Here is a 12,998-nt window from a genome sequence, read left to right on the forward strand (position 1 = left end):
TCGTGGCCCTGGGCCCTGTCCGCCAGCTCGTCCTCGCGCTCGTGGTGGCGCTGGCCGTGGGGACCGTCACGGTCGCCGTCCCGGTCCTGGCCAGCCCCGGGCTGCTGCTCGCCTGCGCCTCCCTCGTCGCGGCCATCGCCGTGCTGGCGCAGTGGCTCTGGCAGTCCCGCGGGTCGACCGACTGGACGCACACGTTCACCTCCACGACGCCGGCCCGGGGCACCGACCTGCGCATCGCCCGCATCGCCGGCGACATCCGGGCCACGACCTCGGGGAGCGACCCCGTCGCCGCGCAGCACCTCCACGACACCTTGACCTCCCTCGCGTCCGACCAGCTGCGCCTGCGCCGGGGGATCTCGCTCGCCGACGCCCCGGACGAGGCCCACGCGGCGCTCGGACCCGACCTCACGGCATACCTGACCCAACCGCCTCCGTCGCGCCTGACCGGCGCGCGCCTCGAGGCGTTCACCACCACCCTGGAGGAGCTCTAAGTGACCCAGCCCGTGACCCCAACGGTGACCCTGACCCTCGACCAGGTCTCGGCCCGTGCCGAAGCCATCCTCAGCGAGGTGGAGCGTGCCGTCGTCGGCAAACGCCGCAGCCTGGAGATCGTCCTCGCGGGCGTGCTGGCCGGTGGCCACGTCCTCATGGAGGACTTCCCCGGGCTGGGCAAGACCCTGGCGGCGCGGTCGTTCGCGCAGTCGCTGGGGCTCGACTTCGCCCGGGCCCAGTTCACGCCGGACCTGCTGCCGAGCGACCTCACCGGGTCGTTCCTCTACGACCAGCGCACCCACGAGTTCGCCTTCCGCAAGGGGCCGCTGTTCACCGGGCTGCTGCTTGCCGACGAGATCAACCGCACTCCCCCCAAGACGCAGTCGGCGCTGCTCGAGGCGATGCAGGAGGGGCAGGTGACCGTCGAGGGCGAGACGTTCGCCCTCCCGCGCCCCTTCCACGTCCTGGCCACGGCCAACCCGGTGGAGTACGAGGGCACCTATCCGTTGCCCGAGGCCCAGCTCGACCGGTTCCTGCTCCGGGTCAGCTTCGGCTACCCCACGGCCGCCGAGGAGTGGGACGTCCTGCAGCGCCGGATGGCCCGCCGGCAGGAGGCCCAGGAGGTCACCCGCGTCACCGACGCGGCCGGCCTGCTGCAGATGCAGGCGGCCGTCGAGACCGTCGCCGTCGACGAGGGCGTGGGCCAGTACTGCGTGCGCCTCGCCGCCGCGACCCGCACCCACCAGAACCTGCTCATGGGCGCCTCACCGCGAGGCTCGCTCGCGCTGCTGCTGACGTCACGGGCGTATGCCGTGCTGCGCGGCCGCGACTACGTCACCCCCGAGGACGTCAAGGCCGTCGCCCACGCCTGCCTCGACCACCGCGTCACCGTGCGCCCAGAGCTGTGGATGAACGACGTGTCGGCGGCGAGCGTCGTCGAGGCCGTCCTCTCCTCGGTGCCGACACCGTCGGCCACGGTGGCCGGATCGGCCCGGACGGGCTTCGAGCGCCCGTGAGCGACCTGCGGGCCGGGGTCGGCGGCCGGGTGCTGGCCGGCCGGTGGCGGGCGACCCCGGCGCACGTCCGCTCCCTGGCTCTCGGCCTGGTGCTGGTGGCCGCGGGGGTCGTCCTGCGCCGTCCCGACGCGGTGGTGCTCGGGGGGCCGCTGCTGCTCGTGGCGCTGTGGGCCACCACGCGGCGGCCGACGACCGACCCCGCCGTGCACGCCCGGGTCGGCCACCCGCTCCTGCGCGAGGGGCAGGCCACCACCTGGCGGGCCACGGTGGAGCCGCACCCGGACGTCGAGGAGGTGGGCCTGACCCTGCTCCCCACGCCATACACCGCCTACTCCCCTTCGTCCCGCTCCCTGTCGGCCACCACCGACGGGACGGAGCCGACCACGGTCTCCCTGGTCTGCCGCAGCACCCGTTGGGGACGCAGGCCCCTCGGTCCGGCCACGGTGGCGCTGACCAGCCCCCTGGGGGCGTTCCGCTGGGAGCCCGAGCCCGTCTCGCTGGCGCCCATCCCGACGGTGCCGCTGCCGGACAGCTTCACCGCGCGGGTCGCTGTTCCCCGCCCCGACGGGCTGGTCGGCCAGAACCGGTCCCACCACCCCGGTGACGGCGGGGAGCTCGACCAGGTCAGGCCCTTCCGGTTCGGTGACCGGCTGCGCCGGGTCCACTGGCCCGTCTCGGTCCGCACCGGCGAGCTGCACGTCACCGCCACCCACGCCGACCAGGACAGCGAGATCCTCCTGCTCGTCGACGCCATGAACGACCTCGGGCAGAGCGAGGGTCTCGGTGGGTCCAGCAGCAGCCTCGACAACGCCGTCCGTGCCGCGGGCGCGATCGCCGAGCACTACCTGCGAGCCGGCGACCGGGTGGGCCTCATCGTCCTGGGCGCCCGCGACCTTCCACCCGTCACGGCGGCGGCCGGACCGCACCACCTGCGCCGCCTGCTCGACGCCCTCGCGCGCACCACCGTGGCCGACGGCACGGTCAGCGACGAGAAGCGCCTGCGCTCCCAGCTGCGGCACCACGTCCCGGCCGGGACCCTCGCCGTCATCCTCACGCCCGCCGTCTCCCCCGACGTCCTCGCCCACGCCGTCGGGCTGTCGCGACGCGGCATCTCGGTCGTCACGGTCGACACGCTGCCGGCGCACCTCGCCACCGGCGACATCCCGCTCGAACGCCTGGCCGAGGTCGTCGCGACGAGCGCCGACCACCCGGCGGAGAGCCGTCTCGCATGGCGGTTGCGGCTGCTCGAACGCAACCGAGAGATGGCCCGCGCCCGTGAGGCGGGTGTGCCGATCGTCCCCTGGGCCGGTCCCGGCACCCTCGACCTCGTGCTGCGCGACCTCGGGCGACGTTCGCGGTCGCCACGGGTGGTCAGCCGATGAGTGCGTCAGCCGGCACCCCGCACCAGCCCCGGGCCGGTTCCCGCACCAGCATCCTTGGCCTCTCCGCGTCGCAGGCCGCCGTCCGCGGCGTGCTGCTCGGCGCGTCCGTGGCACTGGTGGCGACGACGCTCGTCGCCGCGCCGGACGGACTGCTCCCCGCCGCGATCCTGCTCGTCGCCCTCGCGTCGTGGGCCGCCTGGCGCCCGGAGTCCGCCGCGGCGTCCGCGCTCGTCGCCGCCCTGGCCCTGTTCTGGGTGGGCACCGTCCCCGTCCCCGCCACGACGCAGGGGTGGCTGCTGCTGCTCGTCGCCGCGTGGCTCCTCCTGCTGGTCCACCTCGCCGCCGCGCTCGCGGCGAGCCTGCCCCCGGGCGCCCCGGTCCCGGCACGATCCCTGCGTCGCTGGTCCCGTCGGACCGCGGTCGTCGCCGCGGGCACCGTGCCCCTGTGGGCGCTGTCCTCCACGGCCGGTCGCGAGGTGGTCGCCGGCCAGGTCTCCCTGACGTATGCCGCGATCGCCGCCGTGGCGATCCTCGCCCTGGCCGTGTGGCTGCTGTCGCGCGACCCGCGCCCCTGACCGGGGACTCGCCAACGACGTGAGGGGCCGCCCGGACAGTCCGGGCGGCCCCTCACGGGTGGTTCGTGATCAGGCGGAACGCTTGCGCGCGCGCTTGGGCTCCTCGTCGCGGCGGACGATCGTCGGCAGGACGTTGTCCTGGACGACCTCCCGGGTGACGACCACGCGGGCGATGCCGTCATCGCTGGGCACGTCGAACATGACCGGCATGAGCACCTCCTCCATGATCGCGCGCAGGCCGCGGGCACCGGTACGGCGCTCGTTGGCCTTCTCGGCGATGGCCGTCAGGGCGTCCTCGGTGAACTCGAGCTCGACCCCGTCGATCTCAAACATCTTCTTGTACTGCTTCACCAGCGCGTTCCGGGGCTCGGTGAGGATCTTGACGAGCGCGTGCTTGTCGAGTCCCTCGAGCGCGGTGATGACCGGGACACGGCCGATGAACTCCGGGATGAGCCCGTACTTCAGCAGGTCCTCGGGCATGACGTCGGCGAAGCTCTGCGCGTCGTCCTTCGGGAGGTGCAGGGCCGCACCGAAGCCGAGCCCCTTGGTGCCCGAGCGCGCCTCGATGATCTTGTCCAGGCCCGCAAAGGCGCCACCGACGATGAACAGCACGTTCGTCGTGTCGATCTGGATGAACTCCTGGTGCGGGTGCTTGCGACCGCCCTGTGGCGGGACCGAGGCGGTCGTGCCCTCGATGATCTTGAGCAGCGCCTGCTGGACCCCCTCGCCGGAGACGTCGCGGGTGATGCTGGGGTTCTCGCTCTTGCGGGCGATCTTGTCGACCTCGTCGATGTAGATGATGCCCGTCTCGGCCTTCTTGACGTCGTAGTCGGCGGCCTGGATGAGCTTGAGGAGGATGTTCTCGACGTCCTCGCCGACGTAGCCGGCCTCGGTCAGGGCCGTCGCGTCGGCGATGGCGAAGGGCACGTTGAGCATGCGGGCCAGGGTCTGGGCGAGGTAGGTCTTGCCGGACCCGGTGGGGCCGATGAGCAGGATGTTCGACTTCGCGATGTCGACCGACTCGACGTCCTTCTTCGCGGTCGCCTCACTGGCCTGGATGCGCTTGTAGTGGTTGTAGACCGCGACGGCCAGCGCCTTCTTGGCGACGTCCTGTCCCACGACGTAGTTCTCCAGGAAGTCGAAGATCTCCCTCGGCTTGGGCAGCTCGTCCAGACCCAGCTCGGAGGACTCGGCGAGCTCCTCCTCGATGATCTCGTTGCAGAGGTCGATGCACTCGTCGCAGATGTAGACACCGGGGCCGGCGATGAGCTTCTTGACCTGCTTCTGGCTCTTGCCGCAGAACGAGCACTTCAGCAGGTCGCCGCTCTCTCCCATGCGTGCCACTCGCGGTCCTCCGGTCTGTCCGTGCGAACACTGCCCAGTGCGGGCAGCAACGGTCCGACGCTACAACGCCGCATACCTCCGTGGCTCCATTGAAACCGCCGAGTCGGGCTCCCGTCGCCCTTGTCCGCTGAGGGCGGACAAGCCTCCGAGTTGGTGACCTTCCCGCACCCCCGGTATCCTTTGAGCACGAGGGGAGTACTTCCCACAGTCCGTCCGGTCAGTACGAGCACCCCATGGTGCTTCCGGGCGGCGCCGCATTTCCCAGGCGGTGAAGGAGACCTCGGACGACTAGCCATGAGGTCATCCATGTCTTCGTTCTCCTCCCCGTCCCTCCTCACCGCCGCGGCCGATCCCGCCACCGGTGACTCCATCGGCACCCCGCTCCTGTGGGCGGTCAGCATCGGCGCCGTCGTCGCCCTCGTGGTGATGGACTTCCTGCTCACCCGACGCCCGCACGAGGTCTCCATGAAGGAGGCGCTCGGCTGGTCGGCGTTCTACATCGGCCTCCCGGTCGCCTTCGGTGGCTACATCTGGTCGCAGCACGGCAGCACGATCGGTGTCGAGTACTACACCGGCTACCTCGTCGAGAAGTCGCTGTCGGTCGACAACCTGTTCGTCTTCATGCTCCTGCTCGCGGCTTTCGCCGTGCCCAAGGAGCTGCAGCAGCGGGTGCTGCTCATCGGCGTCGTCGGGGCCCTGGCCCTGCGCGGGGTGTTCATCGCCCTGGGCGCCCAGATGCTCAAGACGTTCGACTGGACGTTCCTGCTCTTCGGGGCGGTGCTGCTGGTCACCGGGCTCAAGCTGCTCAAGGACGCCGTCCAGGGCAACGACCACGAGATCGACATCGACCGGATGCGCACGGTCCGCCTGCTCCGGAAGGTCATGCCCGTCAAGGACGAGTACCACTCCACCGCCATGACGATCCGCGAGAACGGCCGTCGCGCCCTCACCCCGCTGGCTCTCGTGACCGTCGCCATCCTCGCCACCGACATCGTGTTCGCGGTCGACTCCGTGCCCGCGGTCTACGGCATCACCGGAGACCCGTACCTCGTGTTCGCGACCAACGCCTTCGCGCTGCTGGGCCTGCGCGCCCTGTACTTCGTCCTCGAGGGGGCGTTGTCGCGGCTGGTGCACCTGGGCTACGGCCTCGCCGCCATCCTCGGCTTCATCGGCGTCAAGCTCGTCCTGCACTGGGCGCACGGCGTGTGGCCCTCGACGCCGGAGATCCCCACCCTGGCCTCGTTGGGCGTGATCGTCGGCATCCTCGCCGTGGTGACGGCCACCAGCCTGGCCGCCACGCGGGGCGACCAGGCCGACCACGGGGACGACGGCTCGAGGGGTCAGGCCGACCCCGAGCCGGAGCGCGCCGCCCTGCGCTGAGCCCCACCCGTCAGAGCCGCCGCCGCCGCACCAGCAGGACCGCGGCGGCGGCAGCCGCCAGGGTGCCGATCCCCGCGAGGGAAAGGACCCCCGCGCCCAGGCGCTGCCTGAGAGGCCCCGGGGCACGAGCGGCCCCCACCGACCGGCCGCTCGACCTCGCCGAGGGCGCGGTGCCCGACGCCGGCGGTCCCGGGGTGCGCACCGGTGGGTGCCCCGCCCCCGTCACGGCGACCACCCCGGCCTGGAGCTCGGCGCTCGCGGGCGCGGTTCCGCCGCAGAGCCCGGCCTCGAGGGCGCCGCCCCGATCGGTCGCGAAGAGCAGGTACTCGCGCCCCGGCACCACCTCGAGGCCGCACGACGCGCCGTCACGAGGGCTGCGCACCTCGACGGTGCGCGGCGGCGTCCCCTTGAACGCCACGGTGACCTCGACAGGGTAGGTCACGACCGTGCCGTCGCCTGCCGGCTCTCCCACCGTCCCGCGGACGACGAGGTCGGCTCTGGTGACCTGGTCGGCCACCGGTGGAGCGGCACAGGAGCAGGCGAACGCGGCCGTCCCGGGGACGACGACCAGGGCAGCCGCGAGGACCAGGACGAGCAGCGCTGCGCGTTTCATGACGCTGGGACGGGACGGCCACCATCGGCGTTCCCGCCACCACGCACAGGTATGCCGCCCGCTCCGGGTCCCACGCGGTGCGTGGGCGGTGAGCGGACGGCATACCGGACGTGCGGGGCGACTCAGTCGTCCAAGGTGCCCTTGCGCGAGGCGAGGACCTCGTCGATCAGGCCGTACTCCTTGGCCTCCTGCGCGGACAGGATCTTGTCGCGCTCGATGTCGTTGCGGACCTGCTCCGGCGTGCGACCGGAGTGCTGGGCCCACGTCTCCTCGAGCCAGGTGCGCATGCGCAGCACCTCGTTGGCCTGGATCTCGATGTCGGACGCCTGGCCACCCATGCCACCCTCGAGGGCGGGCTGGTGGATGAGGATCCGGGCGTTCGGCAGGGCGAACCGCTTGCCCTTGGCACCGGCCGACAGCAGCACCGCGGCGGCCGAGGCCGCCTGCCCGATGACGAACGTCTGCACGTCGGGGCGGATGTACTGCATCGTGTCGTAGATCGCGGCCATCGCGGTGAACGAGCCACCGGGGCTGTTGATGTACATGAGGATGTCGCGGTCGGGGTCCTGGGACTCCAGCACGATGAGCTGGGCGATGACGTCGTCCGCGGACGCGTCGTCGACCTGCACGCCGAGGAAGATGATGCGGTCCTCGAACAGCTTCGTGTAGGGGTCGAGGCGCTTCATGCCGTAGGAGGTGCGCTCCTCGAACTGCGGCAGGATGTAGCGGCTCGACGGAGCCGGGACGTGGAGCCCACCGTGCATGGCGGGGTTGGTGTTGTAGTTCATCTGTCCGTCCCTCACTTGTCCCCGGTGACCGGGTTGTCGTCGCTGGCGCCCCGACCACCGGCCTGGGCGGCACTGCTGAACACGTGGTCGACGAAGCCGTACTCCTTGGCCTCGTCGGCACTGAACCAGCGGTCGCGGTCGGAGTCCTTCTCGATCTGTTCCTTCGACTGGCCGGTGTGCTCGGCGATCAGCTCGGCCATCTGCTTCTTGACGTAGAGCATCTGCTCGGCCTGGATCTTGATGTCCGACGCGGTGCCGCCGATGCCACCCGAGGGCTGGTGCATCATCACGCGGGCGTGCGGGGTGGCGTAGCGCTTGCCGTGGGTGCCGGCGGAGAGCAGGAACTGGCCCATCGAGGCCGCCATGCCCATGGCCACGGTCGCCACGTCGTTGGGGATCCACTTCATCGTGTCGTAGATCGCCATGCCCGCGGAGATCGATCCGCCGGGGCTGTTGATGTACAGCCAGATGTCCTTGCTGGGGTCCTCGGCGGCGAGCAGCAGGAGCTGCGCGCAGATCGCGTTCGCGTTGTCGTCGCGGACGTCCGAGCCGAGGAAGATGATCCGCTCCTTGAGCAGACGGTTGTAGATGTGGTCGTCCAGACCACCCTGCGGCCGCTCGGCAGCGGCGACGATCTCGTGTGGTGTGCTCACCATGTCTCCATCGCTCGGGGTTGTGCTTGTCAGTGACCCTAACGCGGAGGTGGCGGGCGGAAGTCCCCGATCCACCGCATGTTCGCCCTGAGCGCACAGCCGTGCGTGTGGCGCCCGGCCGCCGGGCGCCGCACGCCTGCGTCAGGAGCGGGTTGCGGGCTCCCGCTCGACGACCGCGGCCTCGGGCTCGCGCGTCGCCGGGATGACGAGCATCGCGGCGGCGACCATGACCGTGACGGCCATGAGGGCCTTGAGCACCGTGAAGTGGTCGCCGAGGAATCCGAGCAGCGGGGGCCCGGCGATGAAGGCGGTGTAGCCGATGGTGGCGACGACCGACATGCGGGCGGCTGCGCGGGCCGGGTCGTCGGCCGAGGCGCTCATGCCGACGGGGAAGCCCAGCGAGGCGCCCACACCCCAGACGGCGGTGCCGAGGTAGGCCACCCAGACGTTGCCGAAGATCACCATGATCGAGCCGACGGCAGCCATGGCGAAGGTGACCTGGAGCACCGGGACGCGGCCGTACTGGTCGAGCAAGCGGGTGCCGACGAGGCGCCCGACGGTCATGAAGGACAGGAAGGAGGCGAAGGCCAGCACGCCGGCCCAGGCGGGGAGGTCGTGGCCCTCCACGAAGCCGACCGCGATCCAGTCGTTGGCGGTGCCCTCGGTGAAGGCCGCGGCCAGCACGACCAGCCCGATCATCAGGGTGCGCGGCTCCAGCCACGCCGAGCGCGGCTTGGTCGCGACGGCGCCGCCCTCGGCGGTCGACGACTCGTCGCTCACCTCGACCTCACGGGGGAGGAAGGACTTCAAGGCCCACAGGCCCAGGGCGGCCGAGACGACGATGGCTGCGACGAAGTGCACCAGCAGCGGCACGCTCCCCCACGACATACCGGCGCCGATGAGGGCGCTGAGCACCGTGCCCCCGGAGAAGGCCGCGTGGAAGTGCGGCATGACCGTCTTGCCGAGCAGCCGCTCCACCGCGGCGCCCTCGAGGTTCATGGCGACGTCCCAGAGACCGACACCCATCCCGACGAAGTACAGGCCGGCGGCCATCAGCCAGCGCGACTGGGCGACGTCGACCGCGAGGGCCACGACGAGCAGCCCGGCGAACCCGAGCACCATGCCGACGACGATCGTGCGCGCGGCCCCGATCCGACCGGCGACCCGCCCTGCGGACGGCAGCGCCGTGAGCGACCCCGCGGACGCCGCGAACAGGGTGAGACCGAGCTGGCCGGCGCTGAGGCCGAGCTCGGCCTTGCTGTCGGCGATGCGGGACGCGAAGGACGCGAAGGTGACGCCGGCGAGGGCGAAGACGATGAAGACGGCGTTGCGGGCGGAGACGACCCGGGCACGGTCGAGGGAGGTGTGGTTCACGGTGGCTTCCTGCGCGACGCGCGGGTCTGGTACGGAGGTCGAATCGATTCGATCGAATCGTTTCGATAGTCTGTCCCGCATGACCACTCCCCGTCAACCTCGGGCGACGCTCCGCGCCGTGGCCCAGGCCGCCGGAGTGTCCACCTCCACGGCGTCGCTCGCCTTCAGCGGCAAGGGACCCGTGGCGCCCGAGACGGCGGAGCGGGTGCGGGCCGCGGCGGTCGAGCTGGGCTACACCGGACCCGACCCCCTCGCCTCCTCGCTGCGCAACGGTCGCTCCGGGGTCGTCGGTGTCATCGTCGAGGGCCGGCTCCTGCACGCCTTCCGCGACCCGTTCGCGGTGAGCGTGCTGGACGGCCTGTCCCAGGTGCTGGACGAGATCCCGGCCGGGATGCTCCTCATCGCCCAGCACGCGGGGCACCCGGAGAAGGCCGTCCCCCAGCTCGGGGCGACCGCGCTCGACGCCGTCGTCTTCTCGCTCTGCGGCCCCGACGACAACCCGGCGGTCGACCACCTGGCGGCCCGCGGCATCCCCATGCTCGGGGACGGCTCGCCGGCGGACCCGCGCGTGGTCCAGCTCGCGCTCGACAACCGGGGGGCCAGCGCCACCATCACCCGACACGTGCGCGACCTCGGCCACCAGCGGGTGGCCCACCTGATGATGCCCCTGCGCCCCGACTCCACGACCGGCCTCGTGGACGTGTCCGCCCTGCGCGAGGCGACCTTCACCGACAGCCGGGACCGGGCCCTGGGCTTCCTCGACGTGTACGACCTCGCCGGCCGACCCGGCCTCCTCGCCGCCACGTCGCTGCCCGATGTCGAGCAGGGGGCCGCCGCCGCCCGGCTGCTCCTCGACCGGCCGGTCGGTCAGCGTCCCACGGCCGTCGTCGCCCAGTCCGACCTCCTGGCGATGGGCGCCGTGCGCGCCGCCGACGAGCTGGGCCTGCGCGTCCCCGAGGACCTGAGCGTCACCGGCTTCGACGGGGTGGAGCTCCCCTGGTTCGCCGGCACGCTCACCACGATGGACCAGCACGGCGAGCGCAAGGGACGCAGCCTCGGCGAGCTGCTGCGCCGCCTGCTCGACGGCGAACGCCCCGACGACCAGGTGGCCCCGGTGACGCTGCGCGTGGGCACCACCACGACGCCCCCGCCCGCCTGAGGCGGACGGGGGCGGGGGCACGAACCGGTCCAGGGGGGATGGACCGGTCGGCGATCTGGGGCGGCCACGAGGACCGCGCCGGGCGGCTCGCAGGAACGCACCGCTGCACGGCCGGGGTCGACCTGCGCCGGGGAGGCGCCCTCGTGCCAGTCGGTCAGGCGTCGATCGTGGCGCTCCGCGGCGGCGGACCGTCGGTGCCCTCGGTGACCGACTGGGCCTGCGCCGGGTCGGGGACGCGAGCCGGCTCGGCGACCAGGTTGACGGTGACGTACCGCCCCTGGGCGTCCGTGGTCACGGCGCCCTCGAACTCCATGTAGCCGTCGTTCGCGGAGACGAGGTGGATCTCCCAGCGGGTGTCCAGAGCCGCCACACCCCACAGTCGCTCCACGCCGACCCCGGCCTCCCAGGGCGCGACGTCGTCGGCACAGCGGCAGATGCCGATGATCATCCGGTCCACGTCCTGCGTGCGGCCGAGCTCGACCTCGGCGAACAGGCGGCTGCCGACCAGGCCCTTCTGGAGGGTGGCCTGCAGCGCCGCGACGTGGTGGTCGTCCGCGGGGTTGGCGTTCTCCTGGACCGCCAGCCGCAGCTTGTGGAACGAGGCCCTGTCCATGGGACAAGACTCAGGGGCGGGCCCCTGTCAGCAATCCGGCAAATGACGTATGCCGTGTCCCGAATTCCGGGACACGGCATACGTTTGCCTGCGCTTGGCGGTCGTTGACCGCCGTTGACGTCAGTGGTCGTGACCCTCGTGGTCGTGGTCGTGACCTTCGGGGTCGTGGTCGTGACCCTCGTGGTCGTGGTCGGCGAGCTCGGACGCGACGTCGGTCGCGGTGACCTCGCTGAGGTCGATCGTCGCGCCGGTGGTGTCGACGACCTTGGCCTGCTCGAGCACGCTGGCCAGCGCCTTGCGACGGGCGACCTCGGCGACCATGGAGGGCACCTGGCCCTGCTGGTCGATCGCCTGGGCGAACTGGTTGGGGTCCATGCCGTACTGCTGGGCCGACATGACGAGGTACTCGATGAGCTCGGGCTGCTCGACCTTGACGTCGGTCTTCTCGGCGATGGCGTCGAGCAGGAACTGGGCCCGGAGCGCCTTGCGGGTGCTCTCGTCGACCTCGGCGCGGTGCTCGTCGTCCTCGAGGCGGTTCTCGCCCTCGAGGTGGGCGTTGACCTCGGCCTCGACGAGCGCGTCGGGCACCGGGATCTCGATGGTCTCGAGGAGGTGCTCGAGCACCTTGTCGCGGGCCTGGACGCCCTGCTCGAACTTCTTGGCCTGCTCGGCCTGCTTGGTCACGTCGGCGCGCAGCTCACGCAGCGTGTCGAACTCCGAGGCCAGCTGGGCGAAGTCGTCGTCCAGCGAGGGCAGCTCGCGCACCTTGACGGACTGGACGGTGACCGTGACGGCCGCGTCCTCGCCCTCGTGGTCGCCACCGGCGAGCGGGGCGGTGAAGTTCTTGGTCTCGCCCGCGGTCATGCCGGCGAGGGCGTCGTCGAGGCCGTCGAGCATGTTGCCGGAACCGACCTCGTAGGAGATGCCCTTGACCGAGTCGATCTCCTCGTCGCCGATGGAGGCGTCGAGGTCGATGGACACGAAGTCGCCGGTCTCGACGGCACGGTCGACACCGGTGAGGCTGCCGAAGCGCTCCTGGAGCGCGATGAGGCGCTCCTCGACGTCCTCGTCGGACGCCTTGGCCTCGTCGACCTCGACCGTGATGGCGCTGAAGTCCTCGGGGAGCTCGACCTCGGGACGGACGTCGACCTCGACGGTGAACTTGAGGTCCTGGCCGTCCTCGGCGGGGACCTCGGTCACGTCGACCTCGGGCTGGCCGATCGGCCGCACCTTGTTCTCCTCGACGGCCTGGCCGTAGAACTGCGGGAGAGCCTCGTTGACGGCCTCCTGCAGCACGGCACCGCGGCCGACGCGCTGGTCGATGATGCGGCTGGGGACCTTGCCCTTGCGGAAGCCGGGGACCTGGATCTGGGAGCCGATGGTCGCGTATGCCGCGTCGAGGCTGGGCTTGAGCTCCTCGAACGGCACCTCGACGGTCAGCTTGACCCGGGTCGGGTTGAGGGTCTCGACGGCACTCTTCACTGCGGGGTACTCCAGGTTCAGGTGGGGAACGGGCGGGGCAAAGGAAGGGCCCTGCACACCGGCGGTGGGCGCGCGCGGGCCAAAAACCCATCGTAGCCGCTGCCGGACGTGCCACCGAACCGAGGCC

General features: G+C 71.6%; 13 protein-coding genes. 6 read left to right on the top strand and 7 right to left on the bottom strand.

Annotated elements, in window-relative coordinates; all coding sequences use genetic code 11:
* Positions 1 to 2: 2 nt before the first annotated feature.
* The 4 genes from ASC58_RS16220 to ASC58_RS16235 are packed head-to-tail and all read left to right on the top strand — an operon-like array spanning position 3 to position 3,465.
* The gene (locus ASC58_RS16220) at positions 3 to 491 is read left to right on the top strand and encodes a hypothetical protein (RefSeq protein ID WP_056920027.1); all 489 of its coding nucleotides are present in this window, start codon (positions 3 to 5) and stop codon (positions 489 to 491) included.
* Positions 492 to 1,508 (top strand): MoxR family ATPase, encoded by a 1,017-nt coding sequence (locus tag ASC58_RS16225; RefSeq protein ID WP_056920028.1) that lies wholly within the window; start codon positions 492 to 494, stop codon positions 1,506 to 1,508. It abuts the gene before it with no gap.
* A complete protein-coding gene (locus ASC58_RS16230) occupies positions 1,505 to 2,890 on the top strand; it encodes a DUF58 domain-containing protein (RefSeq protein WP_056920029.1) in 1,386 nt (461 codons plus the stop codon). Before ASC58_RS16225 ends, ASC58_RS16230 begins: the two co-directional genes overlap by 4 nt.
* Positions 2,887 to 3,465 carry a hypothetical protein gene (locus tag ASC58_RS16235; protein WP_056917760.1) on the top strand — a complete coding sequence of 193 codons (579 nt, stop codon included), beginning with the start codon at positions 2,887 to 2,889 and terminating at the stop codon, positions 3,463 to 3,465. The genes ASC58_RS16230 and ASC58_RS16235 overlap by 4 nt, the downstream gene beginning before the upstream one ends.
* Positions 3,466 to 3,534: 69 nt before the next feature.
* Here ASC58_RS16235 and clpX read toward each other — a convergent pair whose 3' ends face one another.
* Positions 3,535 to 4,809 carry an ATP-dependent Clp protease ATP-binding subunit ClpX gene (gene clpX, locus ASC58_RS16240; protein WP_056917761.1) on the bottom strand — a complete coding sequence of 425 codons (1,275 nt, stop codon included), beginning with the start codon at positions 4,807 to 4,809 and terminating at the stop codon, positions 3,535 to 3,537.
* Positions 4,810 to 5,115: 306 nt separating this feature from the next.
* Here clpX and ASC58_RS16245 point away from each other — a divergent pair, with 306 nt between their 5' ends.
* Positions 5,116 to 6,189, top strand: coding sequence for a TerC family protein (locus ASC58_RS16245; protein ID WP_056920030.1), 1,074 nt, complete (start codon positions 5,116 to 5,118; stop codon positions 6,187 to 6,189).
* A 10-nt stretch (positions 6,190 to 6,199) separates the two neighbouring features.
* Here the strand turns inward: ASC58_RS16245 and ASC58_RS16250 are convergent, their stop codons facing one another.
* The 4 genes from ASC58_RS16250 to ASC58_RS16265 form a co-directional block, all read right to left on the bottom strand.
* The gene (locus ASC58_RS16250) at positions 6,200 to 6,802 is read right to left on the bottom strand and encodes a hypothetical protein (protein WP_056920031.1); all 603 of its coding nucleotides are present in this window, start codon (positions 6,800 to 6,802) and stop codon (positions 6,200 to 6,202) included.
* Positions 6,803 to 6,924: 122 nt separating this feature from the next.
* Complete coding sequence (locus tag ASC58_RS16255; RefSeq protein WP_056917764.1) at positions 6,925 to 7,590, bottom strand: ATP-dependent Clp protease proteolytic subunit; 666 nt, start codon at positions 7,588 to 7,590, stop codon at positions 6,925 to 6,927.
* A gap of 11 nt (positions 7,591 to 7,601) precedes the next feature.
* Positions 7,602 to 8,246, bottom strand: coding sequence for an ATP-dependent Clp protease proteolytic subunit (locus ASC58_RS16260; RefSeq protein WP_056917765.1), 645 nt, complete (start codon positions 8,244 to 8,246; stop codon positions 7,602 to 7,604).
* Positions 8,247 to 8,384: 138 nt separating this feature from the next.
* Complete coding sequence (locus tag ASC58_RS16265; RefSeq protein ID WP_056920032.1) at positions 8,385 to 9,617, bottom strand: MFS transporter; 1,233 nt, start codon at positions 9,615 to 9,617, stop codon at positions 8,385 to 8,387.
* Positions 9,618 to 9,696: 79 nt separating this feature from the next.
* Here ASC58_RS16265 and ASC58_RS16270 point away from each other — a divergent pair, with 79 nt between their 5' ends.
* Positions 9,697 to 10,776 carry a LacI family DNA-binding transcriptional regulator gene (locus tag ASC58_RS16270; RefSeq protein ID WP_056920033.1) on the top strand — a complete coding sequence of 360 codons (1,080 nt, stop codon included), beginning with the start codon at positions 9,697 to 9,699 and terminating at the stop codon, positions 10,774 to 10,776.
* Between the two features lie 154 nt (positions 10,777 to 10,930).
* Here the strand turns inward: ASC58_RS16270 and ASC58_RS16275 are convergent, their stop codons facing one another.
* Entirely contained in the window at positions 10,931 to 11,389 is a 459-nt protein-coding gene (locus ASC58_RS16275; RefSeq protein ID WP_056920034.1) for a hypothetical protein, read from the bottom strand.
* Positions 11,390 to 11,509: 120 nt separating this feature from the next.
* Positions 11,510 to 12,871, bottom strand: a complete 1,362-nt coding sequence (gene tig / locus ASC58_RS16280; RefSeq protein ID WP_056917769.1) for a trigger factor — start codon at positions 12,869 to 12,871, stop codon at positions 11,510 to 11,512.
* Positions 12,872 to 12,998: the final 127 nt, after the last annotated feature.

The sequence above is a fragment of the Phycicoccus sp. Root101 genome (assembly GCF_001426245.1).
Classification (GTDB): Bacteria; Actinomycetota; Actinomycetes; order Actinomycetales; family Dermatophilaceae; genus Pedococcus.

What these genes read in the sequence shown, in the direction of transcription:
- ASC58_RS16255 (WP_056917764.1), bottom strand. Translation starts at nt 7,590, where the DNA reads ATGAACTACAACACCAACCCCGCCATGCACGGTGGGCTCCACGTCCCG.
- ASC58_RS16245 (WP_056920030.1), top strand. Translation starts at nt 5,116, where the DNA reads ATGTCTTCGTTCTCCTCCCCGTCCCTCCTCACCGCCGCGGCCGATCCC.
- ASC58_RS16235 (WP_056917760.1), top strand. Translation starts at nt 2,887, where the DNA reads ATGAGTGCGTCAGCCGGCACCCCGCACCAGCCCCGGGCCGGTTCCCGC.
- ASC58_RS16250 (WP_056920031.1), bottom strand. Translation starts at nt 6,802, where the DNA reads ATGAAACGCGCAGCGCTGCTCGTCCTGGTCCTCGCGGCTGCCCTGGTC.
- ASC58_RS16260 (WP_056917765.1), bottom strand. Translation starts at nt 8,246, where the DNA reads ATGGTGAGCACACCACACGAGATCGTCGCCGCTGCCGAGCGGCCGCAG.
- ASC58_RS16270 (WP_056920033.1), top strand. Translation starts at nt 9,697, where the DNA reads ATGACCACTCCCCGTCAACCTCGGGCGACGCTCCGCGCCGTGGCCCAG.
- ASC58_RS16275 (WP_056920034.1), bottom strand. Translation starts at nt 11,389, where the DNA reads ATGGACAGGGCCTCGTTCCACAAGCTGCGGCTGGCGGTCCAGGAGAAC.